At 73.5% G+C, this 19,069-nt stretch carries 18 protein-coding genes; 12 read left to right on the forward strand and 6 right to left on the reverse strand.

Going from position 1 to position 19,069, the window contains the following annotated elements; all coding sequences use genetic code 11:
• Nucleotides 1-49 precede the first annotated feature (49 nt).
• Both ACFVYI_RS10495 and ACFVYI_RS10500 read right to left on the reverse strand, forming a co-directional pair.
• Nucleotides 50-877, reverse strand: coding sequence for an MHYT domain-containing protein (locus tag ACFVYI_RS10495; RefSeq protein WP_387883143.1), 828 nt, complete (start codon nt 875-877; stop codon nt 50-52).
• Nucleotides 878-1,239: 362 nt separating this feature from the next.
• Nucleotides 1,240-1,635 carry a VOC family protein gene (locus ACFVYI_RS10500; protein ID WP_387883145.1) on the reverse strand — a complete coding sequence of 132 codons (396 nt, stop codon included), beginning with the start codon at nt 1,633-1,635 and terminating at the stop codon, nt 1,240-1,242.
• Nucleotides 1,636-1,974: 339 nt separating this feature from the next.
• On the opposite strand from ACFVYI_RS10500, the gene ACFVYI_RS10505 reads away from it, so the two are divergent.
• From ACFVYI_RS10505 to ACFVYI_RS10535, 7 genes are all read left to right on the forward strand, one after another.
• Nucleotides 1,975-2,697 (forward strand): WXG100 family type VII secretion target, encoded by a 723-nt coding sequence (locus ACFVYI_RS10505; RefSeq protein WP_387883148.1) that lies wholly within the window; start codon nt 1,975-1,977, stop codon nt 2,695-2,697.
• A complete protein-coding gene (locus ACFVYI_RS10510; RefSeq protein ID WP_387883151.1) occupies nt 2,694-3,683 on the forward strand; it encodes a nucleic acid/nucleotide deaminase domain-containing protein in 990 nt (329 codons plus the stop codon). Before ACFVYI_RS10505 ends, ACFVYI_RS10510 begins: the two co-directional genes overlap by 4 nt.
• 27 nt (nt 3,684-3,710) lie before the next feature.
• The gene (locus ACFVYI_RS10515) at nt 3,711-4,265 is read left to right on the forward strand and encodes an SUKH-4 family immunity protein (RefSeq protein WP_387883154.1); all 555 of its coding nucleotides are present in this window, start codon (nt 3,711-3,713) and stop codon (nt 4,263-4,265) included.
• Nucleotides 4,266-4,281: 16 nt separating this feature from the next.
• Nucleotides 4,282-5,133 carry a nucleic acid/nucleotide deaminase domain-containing protein gene (locus ACFVYI_RS10520; protein WP_387883157.1) on the forward strand — a complete coding sequence of 284 codons (852 nt, stop codon included), beginning with the start codon at nt 4,282-4,284 and terminating at the stop codon, nt 5,131-5,133.
• Nucleotides 5,134-5,275: 142 nt separating this feature from the next.
• Nucleotides 5,276-7,114 (forward strand): hypothetical protein, encoded by a 1,839-nt coding sequence (locus tag ACFVYI_RS10525; protein WP_387883159.1) that lies wholly within the window; start codon nt 5,276-5,278, stop codon nt 7,112-7,114.
• 26 nt (nt 7,115-7,140) lie between these two features.
• Entirely contained in the window at nt 7,141-7,575 is a 435-nt protein-coding gene (locus ACFVYI_RS10530; protein ID WP_360624765.1) for a MarR family transcriptional regulator, read from the forward strand.
• A gap of 134 nt (nt 7,576-7,709) precedes the next feature.
• Nucleotides 7,710-9,212, forward strand: coding sequence for an MFS transporter (locus tag ACFVYI_RS10535; RefSeq protein ID WP_387883162.1), 1,503 nt, complete (start codon nt 7,710-7,712; stop codon nt 9,210-9,212).
• Between the two features lie 48 nt (nt 9,213-9,260).
• Here ACFVYI_RS10535 and ACFVYI_RS10540 read toward each other — a convergent pair whose 3' ends face one another.
• Nucleotides 9,261-9,779 (reverse strand): GNAT family N-acetyltransferase, encoded by a 519-nt coding sequence (locus ACFVYI_RS10540; RefSeq protein ID WP_387883165.1) that lies wholly within the window; start codon nt 9,777-9,779, stop codon nt 9,261-9,263.
• Nucleotides 9,780-9,824: 45 nt separating this feature from the next.
• On the opposite strand from ACFVYI_RS10540, the gene thpR reads away from it, so the two are divergent.
• Complete coding sequence (gene thpR / locus ACFVYI_RS10545) at nt 9,825-10,412, forward strand: RNA 2',3'-cyclic phosphodiesterase (protein WP_387883168.1); 588 nt, start codon at nt 9,825-9,827, stop codon at nt 10,410-10,412.
• A 58-nt stretch (nt 10,413-10,470) separates the two neighbouring features.
• Here the strand turns inward: thpR and ACFVYI_RS10550 are convergent, their stop codons facing one another.
• Nucleotides 10,471-11,109, reverse strand: a complete 639-nt coding sequence (locus tag ACFVYI_RS10550; RefSeq protein WP_387883170.1) for a TetR/AcrR family transcriptional regulator — start codon at nt 11,107-11,109, stop codon at nt 10,471-10,473.
• Between the two features lie 85 nt (nt 11,110-11,194).
• Between ACFVYI_RS10550 and ACFVYI_RS10555 the strand changes: the two genes are divergently transcribed.
• Nucleotides 11,195-11,962 carry an SDR family oxidoreductase gene (locus ACFVYI_RS10555; RefSeq protein WP_387883172.1) on the forward strand — a complete coding sequence of 256 codons (768 nt, stop codon included), beginning with the start codon at nt 11,195-11,197 and terminating at the stop codon, nt 11,960-11,962.
• Between the two features lie 207 nt (nt 11,963-12,169).
• Here the strand turns inward: ACFVYI_RS10555 and serC are convergent, their stop codons facing one another.
• Together serC and ACFVYI_RS10565 are read right to left on the reverse strand one after the other, a co-directional pair.
• The gene (gene serC, locus ACFVYI_RS10560) at nt 12,170-13,288 is read right to left on the reverse strand and encodes a phosphoserine transaminase (RefSeq protein ID WP_387883174.1); all 1,119 of its coding nucleotides are present in this window, start codon (nt 13,286-13,288) and stop codon (nt 12,170-12,172) included.
• A gap of 133 nt (nt 13,289-13,421) precedes the next feature.
• On the reverse strand, nt 13,422-14,522 hold the full coding sequence (locus tag ACFVYI_RS10565) for a citrate synthase 2 (protein WP_387883177.1): 1,101 nt from the start codon (nt 14,520-14,522) through the stop codon (nt 13,422-13,424).
• Between the two features lie 416 nt (nt 14,523-14,938).
• On the opposite strand from ACFVYI_RS10565, the gene pdxH reads away from it, so the two are divergent.
• From pdxH to ACFVYI_RS10580, 3 genes are all read left to right on the forward strand, one after another.
• A complete protein-coding gene (gene pdxH, locus ACFVYI_RS10570) occupies nt 14,939-15,571 on the forward strand; it encodes a pyridoxamine 5'-phosphate oxidase (RefSeq protein ID WP_387883356.1) in 633 nt (210 codons plus the stop codon).
• 597 nt (nt 15,572-16,168) lie between these two features.
• Complete coding sequence (locus tag ACFVYI_RS10575) at nt 16,169-16,351, forward strand: hypothetical protein (RefSeq protein WP_387883180.1); 183 nt, start codon at nt 16,169-16,171, stop codon at nt 16,349-16,351.
• Nucleotides 16,352-16,392: 41 nt separating this feature from the next.
• Nucleotides 16,393-18,840, forward strand: coding sequence for an FxsB family cyclophane-forming radical SAM/SPASM peptide maturase (locus ACFVYI_RS10580; RefSeq protein WP_387883182.1), 2,448 nt, complete (start codon nt 16,393-16,395; stop codon nt 18,838-18,840).
• Nucleotides 18,841-19,069 lie beyond the last annotated feature (229 nt).

The following is a 19,069-nucleotide window of genomic DNA, read 5'->3' on the forward strand; positions in this document are numbered from 1 at the left end:
AGGGGCGTTCGGCGCGGGGTGCGCGTTCGGCCCCCGCCGGGTGGGGCGTTCAGCGCCCGCGCGGGGCCAGCGGGGCGGCCCGGCCGACCAGGACCGGCTGCGCGTTGACGGTGCTGCGGCTCGGGGAGACCGCGAAGGCCAGCGAGCCGAAGAAGATGTAGCAGCCCAGCCCGACCACCAGCGGGAAGATGAACTGCAGCGCCATCACGCCGCCCTGGGTGCCCTGCGAGGCGTCGAGCCGGACGGAGACCGCCGCCATCCCGGTGTAGTGCATGGCGCACACCGCGACGCCCATCACCGGGGCCGCGGCCAGTACGGCGACGGTGCCCTTGATGTTCAGCGCGGCCCAGAGCGCGGCGGTCGCCGCGAAGATCGCGATGCCGACCGAGAGCGCCACCGTGGTGTGGTCGTAGCCGATGTGGCCGGGCAGGACCATCGCGGCCATGCCGAGGTAGTGCATCGCCGCCACCCCGAGCCCGGTGGTCAGCCCGCCCGCGAGCAGTGCGGTGCGGCGGTGCCGGCTGTAGCCGACGGTGAAGATACCGAGGCCGACCACCGCGATCGCGACGAGCAGGCTGAGTACGGTCAGCCCCGGGCGGTAGGTGATCTCGATCCCGGTGACGGAGAAGCCGAGCATCGCGATGAAGTGCATCGACCAGATGCCCGCGCCGAGCGACGTCGACGCGAACAGCAGCCAGTAGGTCCGGGTGCGGCCTGACGAGACCAGCGCCCAACGGGCGCTGCGCAGCGCCACGAAGGCGCCCAGACAGGCGACGAAGTACGAGACCGCCGGCGTCACCCAGCCGAGGTCGGCATGGTGGATCTCACCCACGAGGAACTCCCTGGACGGGTTGGGGGAGGACTGACGCCAGGACATCGGGCGGACTCGTCGGCCGGGAACGGCCGGTCATGGGTGGCGGCAGTGCCGGGACGCGGTGAGCGCGGCGTCGTGGTCCTGCCCGGGGGAGACCTGGCGTGTGGTGCCCCTGACAACGGGCGACAGTAACCACTACCGATGAGTCGCACAATGTTCGGTCATTTGGTGAAACCGCAGGTCAGAGGTGCTCTTCACGCCACCGGCAAGATCTCGCCACCAAGCCCTGACGCCGCCCGCGCATGAACACCCCGCCTGCGCATGTGCGGCCCGGGCCCGCCGTGACGTCGTGCCGCGACCGGCCGTGACGACGTGCCGTGACCCGCGCGGGGCCCGCCGCGACCGGGATCCGGCGCGGTCCGCCGTCACTCCAGGGGGGCTAGGCCGAACGGGTGGCCGGCCGGGTCGATCAGCACCTTGAGCGTGCGGCCGTGCTGGTACTGCGGCTCGGTGGCGCCGAGCGCGAGCGCCCTGGCTGTGGCCTCCTCCAGGTCGTCGACGTAGAAGTCCAGGTGGAAGTGCTTGCTGCCGTCGGGCTCGGTCCACGGCTCCGGCCGGTATCCCGTGACCCGCCCGAACCCGAGGGGGCTGCCGCCCTCGGGGTTGTCCAGGATGGCGAAGCGCTCGTCCACGTGCCTGGTCTCCCACCCGAGCAGCTCGCCGTAGAAGGCGGCCAGCGCGACCGGGTCGGCGCAGTCGATGGTGACCATGGCGAGGCGGGCGAAGCCGGTGTCGTTCTGCTCGGCGGCGACGTCGGTCATTTCTGGTCGGCCCTTTCACTGAGGGGTGGTGCTGGTCGGCCCTTTCGTCGGGGTGGCCTGGCGTCGGGGGCCCGTGCGGGTCAGGCCCCAGATCCAGCATCGCACCGAGAACCACGGAGAGCACGGCCAGTGGGCCGGGCCGGGCCGGGGCGGACCGGGCCGGGGCGGAGGCCGGGCTCGGCGACCGGGGGCGGTGCGACCGGTCGGCCGCGGCGGGGCGGAGTCATCCGGGTCGGTACGGATCAGTACAGAATCGGCACGTTTCGGGGATCTGTACCTGATGGTTCATTGGATAAAGTTTCGATCATATCAACGGATTGGTGTGTATAGGGGGATCTGGTGGCGATCGAGCTGCCCAGCGAGGTGGCGACGCTCCTCGACTTCATCGGCATTCACTGGCCCTCGGTCAACGAGGACAAGGTTCGCGAATTCGGGGAGCACGTCAAAGAGTTCGCGAAGGGGCTCGAAGACCTGCACGCGGACTCGACCGCGACGGTCCATCAGCTCGGCGGGGCGTACGAGGGCGAGTCGTACCAGGCGCTGATCGCCAAGTGGGCGCTGATGTCCGACAAGCACTTCAACGAGGTCGTCCAGGCGGCCCACGTGGTGGCGAAGGCACTGGACGTCGCCGCGGACGTGATCATCGCCATGAAGATGGAGGCGCTCGCCGAACTCATCGTGCTGGCCGCGTCCTTCGTCGCCGCGCAGGCCGCCGCCGTGGCGACCCTCGGCCTGGCGGAGGCCGCGGTGATCGCGATCCAGCAGGCCGGGCGCAAGCTGATGTCCTACCTGGCGCACCAGTTGGAGGACCACATCATCTCCGAGGTGATCGAGGCGGCGATCACCCCGCTGGTGGAGATCGTCTCGGGGGCGGTGGCCGGGTTGGTGTTCGAGGCGGCCGAGGCCGCGTTGAGCGGCGGCGGCGGTTCGGCGGGCACCCAGTTCAAGATCGACCCCGCGGTCGTGGAGACGCACGCCCGGGCCCTGCACGACCAGGCGGACAAGGTCGCCCAGCACGCGCAGCTCTTCGGTGCCCGGGTGTCGGGGTTGAGCTTCGAATGACCGATCCGATCGTCAAGGCACTGCAGAAGAGTGCCAAGCAGGTGGGCAAGGCCCTGGCCGACGACACCGGCAAGGCCGTCAAGAAGATGTACAAGCAGGCGGGCGACAACCTGGCCAAGACCGCCAAGCACCACAAGGAGAACGACTCCAGCACCGCCCACGGCTTCGACGAGAAGGGCAAGGAGAAGGCCGCGCCGCCGCCGAAGGCGGGCAGCGGCAGCGGGGGCGACGGCCCGAAGACGCCGCCCCGGAAGTACTTCATCCACGACGACGGCCGGGTCCAGGAGGTCAAGGACGGCAAGCTGGTCGACCTGGACGGGAGCGACAAGTCCCTCAAGACCCTGCTGGACGGGAACTCGGGCAAGGTCAAGGACGCGTCCCCGGACGACCTGAAGTCGACGTACAACGCGAAGAAGTACAAGAAGTCCGACAAGGACGACGACGGCAACCCCAAGCAGGACGAGAAGGTCGTCAGCCAGAAGATCGACAACCCGACGGAGCTGTCCCGGGCCGTGGAGGAGGCCCGGCGCGCCGAGGGCAACTACGGCGGCAAGAACTACGCCTCGCTCAGGTACCGGGACGAGCACGGCGAGTTCATCCTGGTCGGTCGGAGCGACTACGTCCGGAGCCACTCGGAACGGTCGATCGGCAAGCCGCTGCTGGGCGGCAAGGAAGGCAACGTCAGCGAGCTCTACACCGAACGGGCGCCCTGTCAGGCCGGCCCGAACTGCGAGCGCTGGCTGGCCCGGCACTTCGAGTCGGAGAATCCCGACCTGAAGGTCACCCACGGCGTCGACTACGACAACAAGGTCGCCACGAAGGACCGCGACTGGGGCCACAAGGCCTATCTGGACCAGCTCGAGGAGGACCACTCCACGGGCAAGCATGATGGCACGATGGGCACGAAGGACTTCGACGCGCAGGGGCAGCAGGACAAGGCGGCCTCCAGCGCGAAGCACCCCGCGAAGAAGCACAAGGGCCTGTGACGGGCGAGTACGAAGGATGGATGACAGGTGCTGGTACAGATTGACTGGCCCGTGGTCGTCGAACGGGCCGAACCCGGTGATCTGCTGAGGTTCCGGCCCGAGGCGGCGGCCCGGATCTGGCCGGACGGCGACGGTGCGCGCTTCGTGACGGAGGTCGGGATCCCGCACTCCAACGGGCTCTTCCGGATCCTGGAGGAGTTCGCCGACCGGGACCCGGCGAGCCCGGAGCGTGCCTTCGCGACCTGGCCGGGTTCCGAGCCGGTCGACACCCCGCACGGCAGGCTGCAGCCGCTGGGAATGCTCTACCAGGCGGTCGTCCTCGTGAACCTCGGCGACGGCACGATCTGGGCCTCCGACCCGGACGCCGAGATCGAGTACGAGCTGATCCACGGGGACGTCTCCTCGCTGGGCTACCTCGTCTACAAGTTCGAGGTGGAGCGGCCGGGGCCGGACGAGCGCCCGGACCCCAACGACTGGGCCGAGGTGGAGGAGCTCGTCCGCGAGGGGATGGAGCGGTGGGACTCGCTGCCGTTCAAGAGCGAGTTCTGGACGTCGTTCCTCGACTCCTACCCCATGCTGTGAGAGGGCGGGTCAGGACGTGAACGCGGACAGGGACGACGACGAGCTGACGGCGGCGCTGCTGGCGCACTTCGGGCCGCGGGGGCTGCGGGCGCTCCCGATCGCGCCCGCGGGGCCGTTGCGGCACCCGGGGCTGCCGCTCCAGGTGGGCCCGTACTTCCGGGCGGCCGAGGAGGCGGACCCGCTGTCGGTGGGTGAGTACGCGGCCGCGGCCGGGCTGGACGCGGGGCCGGTCGCGGGGCAGCTGCGGATCGGCACGGACGGCGGGGCCGAGCTGTACTTCGCGCCGGACCGGTCGGTGCGTGCGGTGCTGCTGGGCGAGGAGCCGGTCGACCTGCCGGTGGGCTCCGGCGTGGCGGCGTTCGTGGCCGGGCTGCTGCTGCTCGACCGACTGCTGCCGGCGGTCGCCGCGACGGACCGGCCGGAGGAGGCCTTCGCCGCCTACCGGGAGTTGCGCCAGGGGCTGCTGGCGGTCGACCCCGCCGCGTTCGAGGACCGCGAGGGCTGGTGGCCGCGGGTGCTGGACGACCTGCGGCGCCCCCTGAACGTCGACTCGTCGGCGGCCTTCGAGGTGGCCGACGAGCGGGGAGAGCGGCGGATCGTCACGCAGGTGGGCGGCCCCGGGCTGCTGCACCCCGAAGAGGTGCTGTGGCACCGCCTCCGGGCGGACGGCGTCGAGGCCGAGCAGGTGGTCCGGGTCCACTGCGAGCTGGAGCCCTGCATGATGCCCGGGCACTACTGCGCGCGCTGGATGGCGCGGGAGTTCCCGCAGGCGGAGTTCACGCACAGCTTCGAGTACGGGGAGACGGCCACGTCCCGCGAGACCGGGGTCAAGGCGCTGATGATCAGCCTGGCCGAGCGGCAGGGCTGAGCCCGAGCAGGGCCGAGCCCGAGCAGGGCCGAATCTGAACACAGGGCCGAATCTGAACAGGGCCGACCCCGGACGGGGCCGGTCCGAGCACGGTGGGAACTCGGGAGAGGGCAGCAGGGGAATGGTGCGGGACGGGCGACGGATGCCGCCGCTGGGGGCGGGGCGCAGGGCGGCCGGACTGGCACTGCTCGGTTGGCTGGACGACCTGCGGGCGCCGCGGCTGTGCCGGGTGGCGGGGCCGCCCGGGGCCGGCAAGTCGCACCTGTTGGCCTGGCTGGTCCGCGGCTGCACCGCGGACACGGTGCCGGGCGAGCGGCGGATCCACGCCGTGCTGCCCGCCGCGGGGGCCACCGTCCGGACGGCCGTCTGGTCGCTGGGGCGCCAGCTCGACCTGGTCGCGCACGCCCCGGGCCCGCTGATCGAGGCGATCGCGGCGGACGGCCGGCCGACCCTGATCTGTGTCCCCGAGCTGGACGCGGCCGAGGACCCGGCCGGCCTGGTGACCGGACTGCTCGACCCGCTGCTCCGACTGCCCGGCGTGCGACTGGTGATCGAGGCGAGCACCGGGGGCGCGGCGGCCGGGGCGCTCACCGCGGTGCCCGCGCCGGCGGTGCTGGACCTCGGCGATCCGCAGTGGACGGACCGGGCGCGGTTCGCGCGGTGGGCGGCGGCCCGGGGCGGCGACGCGGCCGCCTACCCGCTGCCCGGCCCGGCCCTCGGGACACCGGCCGCCCCGCCGGTGCCGTCGGCGCTCCCGTCCGGTGTCGACCTGCGGTCCGCCGGTGAGGAGGCGCTGTCCGCGCTCTGGACGGCCGCCGCGGCCGCCGGCGACCCCGGCCCGCTGGCCGCCGACCCGCTGCTCTACGCGCTGGCCCGCCCCGTCCCGGTGACGGCGGCCGTCGAGCGGCGGGACGACGCGGTCGGCCGGGCCTGGCGCGCCGCCGGCCCGGCCGTGATCGAGGAGCCCGACCCGGCCGTCCGGGTCGCCGTGCTCCGGACCAGGCTGCTGGGCGCGGACACCGCCGCCGCGGCCGTCCTCGCGCAGCTGCCCGCGCCCTGGTCCGGGCGCTGGGCGCGCTGGGAGGGCGCCGACCGGGACTGGCCGGGCCCGTCCGTCGCGATCACCGCAGGGACGGGGCCGTACCTGTCGCAGGTGCTGGTGGCCGATCCGACCGGCGTGGTGCGGACCTTCGACGCCGCCACCGGTCGCCGGGTCGGGGCCGTGGTGGTGCCGTCCCCGCGCCCGCTGCGGGGGCTGGCGGTGACGGCAGCCGGCACCGTGGTGCTGCTCGACGCCTGGGGCCGGGCGGAGCTGGTGGTCCCGGCCGAGCCGCGGCCCGGGTTGGACGCGTACGGGCTGGCGGCGGCGCTGGACGCGGTCCGCGCGGTGGCCGGCGGCCCGGGCGGCGCGCTGAGCGCGGTGGCGGCGATCGGCGGGCTGGCCGACTCCGCGCCGGCCTTCGGCGACGCGGCCGGATCCGTGCACTGGTACCAGGACGGCGGGGTGGTGACCGAGCGGCTGCACCACGGGCCGGTCACCGCGCTGGCCGGCGCCGCGCTGGGGGGCGGACCGCTGTCCGACCCGGAGATCCCGCTGCTGGTGAGCGGTGGTTTCGACGGCGCCGTCCGGCTCTGGGGTCCACGCTCGGCACCGATGCCCGAGCCGTCCGACCGGCGCGGCTGCCCCGTGACGGCGGTGGCCGCCGGGGCGACGGCGGCCGGTCCGGTGGTGGCCGCGGCCTGGTCCGACGGGCTGGTCCGGGTGCGCGACCTCGGCACCGGCGGGGTGCTGGACCTGCGGACGGGCTCGGAGGTCTGGTCGCTGGCCCTGGCCGGGACGCTCCTGGTGCTGGGGATGCCGGACGGCCTCGCCGCGGTGGACACCCGGCCCCGGACGCACGGGCTCGGGCATGGGCATGGGCACGGGCTCGGGGCGCCGGCCGTCGGGCTCCGGGCGGGCGCGGAAAGCAATTTTCCTTAGCGAGAGTAATGACATAGACTAAGGACATGCCCGAGATGTCCGAGCAGGACCTCGCAGCCGTCAACCAGCTGCGGTCGTCCACCATGCGCCTCTCCCGTCGCCTGCGTCACCAGCGGGTCGAGGAGTCGCTCAGCCCTACCGAGATGGGGGTGCTGGGCACCCTCGCACGCTGCGGGAAGGCCACGCCGGGTGAGCTCGCCCGCAAGGAGCACGTACAGCCGCCCTCGATGACCAGGATCGTCGCGATGCTGGAGGAGAAGGGCCTGGTGCGGCGGGAGCCGCACCCGGAGGACCGCCGGCAGGTGGTCGTCAGCAGTACCGAGCAGGCGGAGGTGATCCTCGCGGAGAGCCGCCGCCGGCGCAACGTCTGGCTCGCCGAACTCGCCGAGGGTCTCGACGAGGAGGAGTGGGCCGCCCTGCGGGCGGCCGCGCCGGTGCTCTACAAGCTCGCACACCTGTAAGACACGCTCTGGGCCCAGCCGTTCCGGTCAGCCGCCGGAGGACGAAGGAGAACCGCATCACCGCAGCACCGACCACCGACACCAGGAACGCGACGACCCCCCGACGGGTCGTCGCGTCGCGAGGGGAGAGCATCGTGACACCGCCGGCCGCAGCCAGCGCCGCCATCCGCACCGACGACCCGACCACCGAACCCGCCGCGGCCACCGCCGCGGCCGCCGACGCCCAGGCACCCGCCCCGACGGGGCTGCCGGGCAACGGCGACGACGACCCCGACGAACGCACCGCGGCGGTCACCCCCGCCGCTCAGGAATCCCCGACCGGAGCCCGCTTCACCCGGCCCGGAGGGATGTTCTCCTCGCTGCGCGTCCGCAACTACCGTTACTACTTCGCCGGCCAGGTGGTCTCCAACACCGGTACCTGGATGCAGCGGATCGCCCAGGACTGGCTGGTCCTCAGCCTCACCGGCAGCCCGCTCGCGGTCGGCATCACCACCGCCATGCAGTTCCTGCCGATGCTGCTGCTCGGCCTCTTCGGCGGCGTGCTCGCCGACCGGATGCCCAAGCGCCGGCTGCTGATCTACACCCAGGGCGCGATGGGCCTGCTCGCCGTGGGCCTGGCCGTGCTGACCATCGGCGGTGTGGTGACGCCGTACTACGTGTACGCGTTCGCGCTGCTGCTCGGCCTCGTCACGGTGGTGGACAACCCCACCCGGCAGGCCTTCGTCTCCGAGATGGTCGGTCCCAAGGACCTCGCCAACGCGGTCAGCCTGAACGCCGCCAACTTCCAGACCGCCCGGCTGGTCGGCCCCGCCGTCGCGGGTCTGCTGATCGCCGCGGTCGGCAGCGGCTGGGCCTTCGCGGTGAACGCGCTCTCCTTCGCCGCCGTGATCGGCGGGCTGCTCGCCATGCGGCCGGCCGAGCTGCGCCCGACCGCGCCGATCGCCCGTGAGAAGGGGCAGTTGAGGGAGGGGCTGCGGTACGTCAAGGAGCGCCCCGAGCTGCTCTGGCCGATGGTGCTGGCCGGCTTCATCGGCACCTTCGGGTTCAACTTCCCGACGCTGCTCTCCGGTTTCGCCCACGACACCTTCAAGGTGGGCGCCGGGCAGTACGGCCTGCTGAACACCGCGATGGCGGTCGGTTCGCTGGCCGGCGCGCTGCTCGCGGCACGTCGCGGCGCCCCCAGGCTGCGCCGACTGGTCGCCGCCGCGCTGGCGTTCGGCGCGCTGGAGGTGCTGGCCGCCTTCGCGCCCGACTACTGGTCCTTCGCGCTGCTGCTGACCCTGATCGGGGTGTTCGGGCTGAGCTTCAACACCTCGGTCAACTCGATGCTCCAGCTGGCCACCGACCCGGCGATGCGGGGCCGGGTGATGGGCCTGCTGGTGCTGGTGTTCACCGGCGGCACGCCGATCGGCGCACCGGTCGTGGGCTGGGTGACGGCCTCGTATGGGCCCCGACTCGGGCTGCTGGCCTGCGGGTTGGTCTCGGCGCTGGCGGCCGGCGTGGTCGGTCTGGTGCTGGCCCGCAGCGCGGACCTGCGGGTCCGGGTCGATCTGCACCCGGGTCGCGGCGGACGGGTGGTGGCCTTCGTGCCGCGCACCGCGACGCCCGCCAAGTCGGAGCTGGCCGCCGCCTGCTGACTGACCGTCGGCCCCGGGTGCGCCGCGCGGTGCACCCGGGGGGCGGGGTCAGAGCCGGATCTCCAGGATCTGGCCCCGCCAGGGCCTGCCCTTGTACTCGGACTCGAAGGACTCGGTCTCGGTGAAGCCGAGCGCGCGGTACTGGCCGACCAGGCGGCGGTCCTCGCTCGCGTAGCAGTCCACCCGGACCAGGCCGATGCCGCGCCGGCGGGCCTCGTCGAGGGCGTCGGCGACCAGTGCGGCGCCGATCCCGGAGCCCTTCAGCGAGCGGTCGGTGACCAGGTTGCGGATGTACAGCTCGCGCTCGTCGACGGGGGTGGCGTAGGCGTTGGCCTGCTCGGACACCACGCAGCAGCCGATGGTGCGGCCCTCGTCGTCCACCGCGAGCCGGATCAGGAACGGTTCGGCGGTGTACCCGTCGATCCGCTCGATCAGGGCCGGGATGCTGCTCCAGGGCTGGTCGCCCCACTGGTCGGCCCGGCCCAGGGCGGCGAGCCAGGCCACCGCGCCGTCGAGCAGCGAGAGGATGTCGGCGGCGTCGGTGGGTCCACCGGTACGGATCTTCATGGAAAAGGTTCTAGCCCAAACCGTGTGGCGGGGGAAGATGCTCCCATGAGGCTCTTTGTGGCGGTGTTGCCGCCGGTCGAGGCGTTGCAGGGGCTCGTCGACGCGGTGGCCCCGGTGCGCGCTCTGCCGGGGGCGGACCGGTTGCGCTGGACGTCCGTCGAGGGCTGGCACCTGACCCTGGCCTTCCTCGGCGAGGTGCCGGTGGAGCGGCTGCCGGAGCTGGAGGCCGCCCTGGCGGCGGTGGTCCAGGTGCACGCCGTGCACCGGCTGCGGCTCGCGGGTGCCGGGCGGTTCGGCGACCGGGTGCTCTGGGCCGGCGTGGAGGGCCAGGCGTGGGCGCTGCGGCGGCTCGCCGAGGCCGTGAACGAGGCCACCGCGGACGTGGTCGGCGAGGTGGACGCGTTCAGCTTCCACCCGCATCTGACCCTGGCCCGGGCCGGCTCCTCCCGGGGGCACCGGCGGGCGGTGCAGCGGGTGGCGGCGGCCGAACTGGACTCCCTGGCGCTGGCGCTCGGCGAGTACCGCGGGCCGGAGTGGGAGGCCGCCGAGCTGCACTTGATGAAGAGCGAGCTGGACGGCGGCTTCGCGCACTACGAGACGGTCCGTTCCTGGCCGCTGGCCCGCTGGAGCTGAGGCCCGTCGGCGCCCGCCCGCCCGGGCCGTATCGCGGCGGTGGCGGTGACGGTCGCGGTCAGGGCCAGACTCGCATGGCGTCGGCGGCCACCCGCTCCAGCTCGGCCCGCCCGGCGCCGTCGCGGGCCCGCTGGGACATCCCCTGCAGCACGGTGGCGGTGAACTGCGCCAGCGCCGCCGGGTCGGCCTCGGCCGGCTCGTGACCGGCGGCGACGTCCGCCCGGATCAGTGACTCCAGCGCACGGACGTTGGCGGTGCGGATCGCCCGGACCGCCTGTTCGACCTCGGGCGAGGTGCAGTTCACCGTCGAGCTGATCAGCAGGCAGCCCCAGGGGTGGTCCGGGTCGGTGGCCTGGGCGGCCGACTCGCGCAGCATCCGGGCGATGCCCGCCCGGGCGGTGGGCTCCTCGGCCAGCGCACGGGTCGCGTACGCGCCGTGGCTCTCCCGGTAGCGGGCGACGACCTCCTCGAAGAGCGCCCGCTTGTCGCCGAAGGCCGCGTACAGGCTCGGCGGGCGGATGCCCATGGCGGCGGTGAGGTCGGCGACGGAGGTCGCCTCCCAGCCGCGCTCCCAGAACAGCCGCAGGGCCTGCTCCAGGGCGGCCTCGCGGTCGAAGGAGCGGGGGCGTCCGCGCGGCGGGGTGCGGGTGCCCCCGCCGGCGAGGGGCGGCGTGCCGGCGGCTGGAGTGGTGGCCATGCCGGTCATTCTATATCGACCACTACAGAAGCTCTGGTACGGTTCCTTTCATTAGCGACCGCTACAGAAATGAGGGGGCGTGGCCATGGGCACGCTTGCGGGCAGGACGGCACTGGTGACGGGCGGCAGCCGGGGGATCGGGCGGGGCATCGCCGAGCGGCTGGGGCGGGACGGTGCGCTGGTCGCCGTCCACTACGGTCATGACGCGGCCGCGGCGGAGCAGGTCGTCAAGACGATCGGGGCGGCCGGCGGACGGGCCTTCGCGGTCGGCGCCGAGCTGGGGGTGCCCGGTGACGCCCGGGCGCTCTGGGCGGCCTTCGACGAGGGCCTGGCGGCACACGGCGGCGGCGAGGGCCTGGACATCCTGGTGAACAACGCCGGGATCGGCCAGTACGGGCGGATCCACGAGGTGGCCGAGGCGGACTTCGACCGGGTCTTCGCGGTGAACGCCAAGGCCCCGTTCTTCGTCGTCCAGCACGGCCTGGGCCGGCTGCGGGACGGCGGCCGGATCGTCAACGTCTCGTCCGGGGTCACCCGGGTCGCGTTCCCGACGGCCGTCTCCTACGCGATGACCAAGGGGGCGCTGAACACCCTCACGCTGACGCTCGCCCAGGAGCTCGGCCCGCGCGGGATCACCGTCAACGCGGTGCTGCCGGGCGTCGTCGACACCGACATCAACCCCTGGCTGGCCGACCAGCAGGCACGGGCCGCGGCGGCCGGCTACTCGGCCTTCGACCGGGTCGGGGAGGCGGCCGACGTGGCGGACATCGTGGCCTTCCTGGCCTCCGACGACGCCCGCTGGATCACGGGCCAGAACCTGGACGCCAGCGGCGGATCGAACCTCGGCGTCTGACCGGCGGCGGGCCGGAGGTACGCTCGATGACCGTGGATCCCAAGACTCGCATGCGTATCGTGACCGGCGCCCTGCTGCTGCTGCTGGTGGTCGTGCTGATCAGCTCGCTCGTCGACAAGTAGCGCGACAGGCAGAAGGGCCACCGCCCGCAGGCGGTGGCCCTCACGCGTGTGCCGGCCGCTCAGGGCCGCGCGGCCGCGGCGACGCTCAGAGCTGCTCGACCACGTAGTCGATGCAGGCGGTGAGCGCCTCGACGTCCGCCGGCTCGATGGCCGGGAACATCGCGACGCGCAGCTGGTTGCGGCCGAGCTTGCGGTACGGCTCGGTGTCGACGATGCCGTTGGCGCGCAGTGCCTTGGCGACGGCCGCGGCGTCCACCGCGTCGTCGAAGTCGATCGTGCCGACCACCTGCGAGCGCTCGGCCGGGTTCGCCACGAACGGGTTGGCGAACGACGACTTCTCGGCCCAGCCGTACAGCCGGGACGACGAGTCGGCCGTGCGGGCGACCGCCCAGTCCAGCCCGCCGTTGCCGTTCAGCCACTCCAGCTGGTCGGCCAGCAGGAACAGGGTGGCGATCGACGGGGTGTTGTACGTCTGGTCCTTCGACGAGTTGTCGATGGCCGTCGGCAGGTCGAAGAACGGCGGGATGTAGCGGCCGGAGCCGGCGATCTCGGCGGCGCGCTCCAGGGCGGCCGGGGAGAACGTCGCCAGCCAGAGGCCGCCCTCGGCGGCGAAGGACTTCTGCGGGGCGAAGTAGTAGACGTCGGTCTCGGTGATGTCGACCGGCAGGCCGCCGGCGCCCGAGGTGGCGTCCACCAGGACCAGCGAGCCCTGGTCGGCGCCGGCCGGGCGCCCGATCGGCATCGCGACGCCGGTGGAGGTCTCGTTGTGGGTGAGCGCGTAGACGTCCACGCCCGCCTCGGCGACCGGCAGCGGGTGGGTGCCCGGAGCGGTCTTGATCACGGTCGGCTCGCCCAGCCAGGGGGCCGCCTTGACCGAGGAGGCGAACTTGGAGGAGAACTCACCGAAGTCGAGGTGCTGGGACTTCTCCCGCACCAGGCCGAAGGCCGCGATGTCCCAGAAGGCGGTGGAGCCGCCGTTGCCGAGGACCACCTCGTATCCCTCGGGGAGGGAGAAGAGGCTGCTCACGCCCTCGCGCACGCGCTTGACCAGGTTCTTCACCGGGGCCTGGCGGTGCGAGGTGCCGAGCAGGGAGGTCTCGGTGGCGGCGAGGGCACTCAGGGCCTCGGGGCGCACCTTGGACGGGCCGCAGCCGAAACGGCCGTCTGCGGGCTTGATGTCAGCGGGGATCTGGATCTGAGCCACGGGCGGCAGCCTACCGGCCGCGATCGCCGCCGCGGTACGGCAGTCCGCCCGCTGAGATGCGATCTCCACCGCTGCGAGCTGCGGAAACAGCGGGTCCGACGGAGTGTCGGACCCGCTGCTCACCAGGGGTTTCTCAGTGCGCGATGGCCTCGTAGCCCTCGATGTCGCGCGGGCTGCGCGAGGCGGGGCCGATGTAGCGCGCGGCGGGGCGGACGAGCCGTCCCGTGCGCTTCTGCTCCAGGATGTGCGCCGACCAGCCGGCGGTGCGCGCACAGGTGAACATCGAGGTGAACATGTGCGCCGGGACCTCGGCGAAGTCCAGCATGATGGCCGCCCAGAACTCGACGTTGGTGGCCAGCACGCGGTCGGGGCGGCGGTTGTGCAGCTCCTCCAGCGCGGCCTTCTCCAGCGCCTCGGCGACCTCGAAGCGCGGCGCGCCGAGCTCCTTGGCGGTGCGGCGCAGCACGCGGGCGCGCGGGTCCTCGGCGCGGTAGACGCGGTGGCCGAAGCCCATCAGGCGCTCGCCCTTGTCCAGCGCGTTCTTCACCCAGGCCGTCGCGTCGCCGGTGCGCTCGATCTCCTCGATCATGCCGAGCACCCGGGACGGCGCACCGCCGTGCAGCGGGCCGGACATCGCGCCGACCGCGCCGGAGAGCGCGGCCGCGACGTCGGCGCCGGTGGAGGCGATGACGCGGGCGGTGAAGGTGGAGGCGTTCATCCCGTGCTCGGCGGCGGACGTCCAGTAGGCGTCGATGGCCTTGACGTGCTTCGGGTCCGGCTCGCCGCGCCAGCGGATCATGAAGCGCTCGACGACCGTCTCGGCCTTGTCGATCTCGCTCTGCGGGACCATCGGCAGGCCCTGGCCGCGGGCGGACTGCGCCACGTAGGAGAGGGCCATCACGGCCGCGCGGGCGAGGTCGTCACGGGCCTGCTCGGCGGAGATGTCGAGCAGCGGCTTCAGGCCCCAGACCGGGGCGAGCATGGCGAGGGCGGACTGCACGTCCACCCGGATGTCGCCGGAGTGGACCGGGATCGGGAAGGGCTCGGCGGCCGGCAGGCCCGGGTTGAACTTGCCGTCGACCAGCAGGCCCCAGACGTGGCCGAAGGAGACGTGGCCGACCAGGTCGTCGATGTCGACTCCGCGGTACCGCAGGGCGCCGCCTTCACGGTCGGGTTCGGCGATCTCGCTCTCGAAAGCGACGACTCCCTCAAGCCCGGGTACGAAGTCGGACATGCGACGGCTCCTTCAGCTCTGTGATCGGCGGTCCGCCGTGGTGGGGCGGTTCGCCAGTGACCGAATGGTGGTTGGCACTGGGTGCCAGCGTGACAGGCACGGGGTGCATTGCGCCATACACCACAGCGGTGATGTTTCCCGCAGGACCGCTCGACCTTCACCTGAAGGCCGGTCGCGCCCGGCAAATCTCCGGAATCAATCACAGGTTTCCGGACAATTGCCCGTAGCTCGGACGGTCGAGCGGTGGCGAGACACCTTATCTCCCACCGGGGTTTGTCCGGAGGTAGCGGTGCCGGTTGCTTGTCGTACGGGATGATGTTGGCGTGCAGACCCCGGAACGCGCCCAGTCGACGCCCCCGAGCCCCGCCACCCGGACCCTGGCCGAGGAGGCCCGGCCCGGGCCGGACCTCACCGTGATGCGCGAGCACTACGCCCACGAGGGCCTGGTCGAGGAGCGGCTCGCCGCCGACCCGATCGCCCAGTTCACCCGCTGGTTCCACGAGGCGGACGACGCCGGGGTGGTGGAGCCCAACGCGATGGTGCTCTCCACCGCCGACGCCGAGGGGCGGCCGAGCTCGCGGACGGTCCTGCTGAAGGGCTTCGACCGGCGCGGCTTCGTGTTCTTCACCAACTACGGCTCCCGCAAGGGCACCGAGCTGGCCGCCAACCCGCACGCGGCGCTGCTCTTCCCGTGGATCGCGCTGGCCCGCCAGGTGATCGTGCGGGGCCGGGTGGAGAAGGTCGGCCGGGACGAGACCGCCGCCTACTTCCGCACCCGCCCGCACGGCTCCCAGCTCGGCGCCTGGGCCAGCGAGCAGTCCAGCCCGGTCGGCAGCCGGGAGGTGCTGGAGCAGCGGTACGCGGAGCTGGAGCGCCGCTATCCGGAGGGCGAAGGGGTGCCGGTGCCGCCGTTCTGGGGCGGGTACCGGGTGGTCCCGGAGAGCGTCGAGTTCTGGCAGGGCCGCGCGAACCGGCTGCACGACCGGCTCTGCTTCCTCGCCGACCCGTCGGCGCCGACGGGCTGGCAGGTGGAGCGGCTCTGCCCGTGAGCGCGGTCGGCGCGGGTGCGGTGCCCCCGGGTGGTCCCGGCCCGGGCGCGGCCGTGCGCCCCGCCGTGCGCCCCCGCATGGAACCTCCGCCCTCCGAGGCGAGCTGACCCGGCGTCAACTGCTGCGCCGGCGTGGGGCGAAGGCCCCGGTCGCGGGCCGGGGTCGACACTCCTCCCCCGAGGATGAGGCGGCCGATGAGTGACACCGCCGCCCCCGCCGATCCGCCGCCCCCGCCGATCCGGCGCCCGGGCCGGCCGACGCCCCCGGGTCGGGTCGGGCGGCTGGCGGCGAGGGGCGAGGCCCGTTCGGCAGCGGCGGCGATCAGGGCCGGGCGGTGGCCGGAGAGCGACGTCGAGACGCGGTCGGTGCGGGTCCGCGGGCCGCCGCCGGGGGGCAGTGCGCCGTGCAGGTGCCGCTACGCGACCGCCGACTGGGTGAACTTTCGGCGAGACTTCGCTGGATGGCGGGGTAGAGGGCGCGGAGGGTTGCGCAGCAGTACGGTGTTGCCCCCGCGCTGCCACTACATTTGGTCGAAGAGGCCCGGGGATATACCCGGAGTCTGCTCTCTCTAACCCCCATCGTGGAAGAGAATCGAACATGACACCCGCACTGGACACCAAGCCCAACCAGGATCTGACGGTTCATCACCAGGCTTCCCGGCCGACCCTGGCCGATCTTGCGTCGCTCGGGGCCGACGAGCTGGCCGCGCAGCTCCGACGTGCCCTGCCCGGCTCCGATACCGGTCTGGTGCCGGTCGCGGCCTTCAACTCCTCCATCTGACCAGCCGATCGACCATCGGCTCCGGCTGAAAACGACTGACCATGACGCGATCCCTGCTTCCGATCACGCAGTTCGTTGTGAAGGTCCACAGCCGGTGCGATCTCGCCTGTGACCACTGCTACGTCTACGAGCACGCCGACACCAGTTGGCGCGCCCGGCCCAAGGTCATCGGCGACGAGGTCCTGGCCAGGGCCGCCGAGCGGATCGGCGAGCACGCCGCCGCCCACGGCCTGGCCGTCGTCCGGGTCGTCCTGCACGGGGGAGAGCCCCTGCTGGCCGGCCCGGAACGACTGCGCCGAGCGGCCGAGGAGTTCCGGGCGGCGCTCCCGCCCGGCTGCGCGCTCGACCTGCGGATCCACACCAACGGGGTGCTGCTCAGCCCCGCCTTCTGCGAGCTCTTCGACGAGGTGCAGATCAAGGTCGGCATCTCACTGGACGGCGACCGCGCGGCCAACGACCGGCACCGGCGGTTCGCCGACGGCCGCAGCAGCCACCCGCAGGTGCTGCGGGCGGTGGGCCTGCTCCGCCGGCCCGAGTACCGCCACCTCTACGCCGGCCTGCTCTGCACCGTCGACGTCGACAACGACCCGGTCGCTGTCCATGACGCGCTGGCCGAACTCGACCCCCCGGCCGTCGACTTCCTGCTCCCGCACGCCACCTGGGAGCAGCCGCCGAAACGTCCCGCCGAGCAGGGGGCGAACCCCTACGCCACCTGGCTGCTGGCCGTCTACGACCGCTGGGAGGCGGCCGGCCGGCCCTTCGCCGTCCGCACCTTCGACTCCGTGCACCGCACGCTGCACGGGCTCTCCAGCCTCACCGAGTCGCTCGGCCTGGAGCCGGCCGCCCTGGTGGTGCTGGAGACCGACGGCAGCTTCGAACAGGCCGACAGCCTGAAGACCGCGTACGACGGCGCGCCCGCCACCGGCCTCGACGTCTTCACGCACAGCCTGGACGAGGTCGCCCGGCACTCCGGCATCGCCGCCCGGCAGTCCGGTCTGGCAGGCCTGAGCGCCACCTGCCGCGCCTGTCCCGTCGTCCGCTCCTGCGGGGGCGGTCTGTACGCCCACCGCTACCGGGCCGATGGTGGTTTCGACAACCCCTCCGTCTACTGCGGGGATCTCATGACGCTCATCAACGGCATCGCCGACCGCGGCGGGCGGCCCCCCGGGCCCGGCGCGACCGCTCACGTCGTCCCCGCGCAGGCCGGTGAGCCGGCCGTGCCCGCCGGCCTCACCGACCCGCAGCTCGACGAGCTGGCCGGCGGCCACGGCGGCGCGGACACCGTCCGGGCCCTCGTCCGCTCCCAGCTCGCGCTCACCCGGGCCATGCTGGCCGCCGTCCGGGGCGCCTCCGGCCTGCGCACCTCGGCCGCCTGGGAGCTGCTCGCCGAGCTCGACTCCGCCGCGCCGTCCGCCCTGGACGCGGTGCTCGGCCACCCGTACGCCCGGGCCTGGGCGGCCCGGCGGCTCGGCGGCGACCCCGGTGCCGGCATCGGCCCGCTGGCCGAGCTGGCCGCCGCCGCGGCCGTCCGGGCCGGTCGGGGCGACACCGTGGCCGTGCCGGTCCGCGCCGGCGCCCTGCACCTGCCCACGCTCGGCCGGCTCGACGTCGCGGCACGGACCGGCGAGGTGCTGGTCACCGGTGCCCGCGAGGGCTTCACCGTGCGGACCGCCGACGGCGAGGCGGTGACCGTCGCCGCCGAGGGCCGGGCGGACCCGCGCTGGCAGCCCGTCCGGCGGATCCGGCTCGCCGGCGGCTGGACCGTCGCGCTGGAGGACACCGACCCGCAGCGCGACAGCCACCAGTGGCCGGTCGAGGACCGCCTCGGCGAGGCCGAACTGCAGGCCTGGACCGGGGCGTTGCGGGAGGCGACGGAGCTGCTCGACCGTGACCTGCCCGGCTACGCGCAGGGCCTGCGGGCGGGGCTGAGCACCGTCACCCCGCTGCGCCCGGGCCCGCCCGGACGTGACGTCAGCGCCGCCGCCCGGCAGGCGTTCGGGGCGGTCGGGATCGCCCGCCCGGCCACCGCGCCGACCCTCGCGCTGCTGCTGGCGCACGAGTTCCAGCACGTCAAGCTGGGTGCGGTGCTGGACCTGGTCGATCTCTACGACCCCGCCGACACCGCGCTCTACGACGCCCCCTGGCGGCCCGACCCGCGCCCGTTCGAAGGCCTGTTCCAGGGCACCTACGCCCATCTCGCGGTGACCGCCTTCTGGGGCGCCCGGGTCCGCGGCTACGACGGCCTGCCGGGGGAGGCCGCCGACCACGCCCGGGCGCAGTTCGCACTCTGGCGCGGGTACACCGCCGAGGCGGTCGAACGACTCGCCGGCTCGGGTTCGCTGACCGCCCTCGGATCGCGCTTCGCCGACGGCATGCGGGCGAACGTCCGCCCCTGGCTGGAGGTCCCGCTGCCGGGGGCGGCCGAGGACGGCGCCCGGCGGGCCCGCCGGGCCCGGCAGCCGACCGCGGGAACCACCGGGACCGGCTGACCGGCCGGCCCCCTCCGTCCGGCCGCCCGTACGGCCGACCGAACCGTTCGGCCGGTTGATCGAGTGCTGCTCCCGCCCGGACCGCCCGACCGCCCGTCACGGGGGCGGTCGGGAGCCGGTCACCCGCCCGGTCGTTTCCGCTGTACTCTCGCCCCCGCCCCGGCACCGCGGACCCCCTGCGGAGCCACACACCCCCCGGGAACCGCCATCCTCACCCACACGCGCACCG

The sequence above is a fragment of the Kitasatospora sp. NPDC058218 genome, from assembly GCF_042882445.1.
Taxonomy (GTDB): domain Bacteria; phylum Actinomycetota; class Actinomycetes; order Streptomycetales; family Streptomycetaceae; genus Kitasatospora.

Bases quoted from the DNA above. Each gene is read 5' to 3' on its own strand.
- ACFVYI_RS10555 (WP_387883172.1), top strand. From the start codon at position 11,195: ATGGGCACGCTTGCGGGCAGGACGGCACTGGTGACGGGCGGCAGCCGG.
- ACFVYI_RS10510 (WP_387883151.1), top strand. From the start codon at position 2,694: ATGACCGATCCGATCGTCAAGGCACTGCAGAAGAGTGCCAAGCAGGTG.
- ACFVYI_RS10540 (WP_387883165.1), bottom strand. From the start codon at position 9,779: ATGAAGATCCGTACCGGTGGACCCACCGACGCCGCCGACATCCTCTCG.
- thpR (WP_387883168.1), top strand. From the start codon at position 9,825: ATGAGGCTCTTTGTGGCGGTGTTGCCGCCGGTCGAGGCGTTGCAGGGG.
- ACFVYI_RS10550 (WP_387883170.1), bottom strand. From the start codon at position 11,109: ATGGCCACCACTCCAGCCGCCGGCACGCCGCCCCTCGCCGGCGGGGGC.
- ACFVYI_RS10580 (WP_387883182.1), top strand. From the start codon at position 16,393: ATGACGCGATCCCTGCTTCCGATCACGCAGTTCGTTGTGAAGGTCCAC.
- ACFVYI_RS10575 (WP_387883180.1), top strand. From the start codon at position 16,169: ATGACACCCGCACTGGACACCAAGCCCAACCAGGATCTGACGGTTCAT.
- ACFVYI_RS10565 (WP_387883177.1), bottom strand. From the start codon at position 14,522: ATGTCCGACTTCGTACCCGGGCTTGAGGGAGTCGTCGCTTTCGAGAGC.
- ACFVYI_RS10525 (WP_387883159.1), top strand. From the start codon at position 5,276: ATGCCGCCGCTGGGGGCGGGGCGCAGGGCGGCCGGACTGGCACTGCTC.
- pdxH (WP_387883356.1), top strand. From the start codon at position 14,939: ATGCGCGAGCACTACGCCCACGAGGGCCTGGTCGAGGAGCGGCTCGCC.
- ACFVYI_RS10530 (WP_360624765.1), top strand. From the start codon at position 7,141: ATGCCCGAGATGTCCGAGCAGGACCTCGCAGCCGTCAACCAGCTGCGG.
- ACFVYI_RS10495 (WP_387883143.1), bottom strand. From the start codon at position 877: ATGTCCTGGCGTCAGTCCTCCCCCAACCCGTCCAGGGAGTTCCTCGTG.
- ACFVYI_RS10500 (WP_387883145.1), bottom strand. From the start codon at position 1,635: ATGACCGACGTCGCCGCCGAGCAGAACGACACCGGCTTCGCCCGCCTC.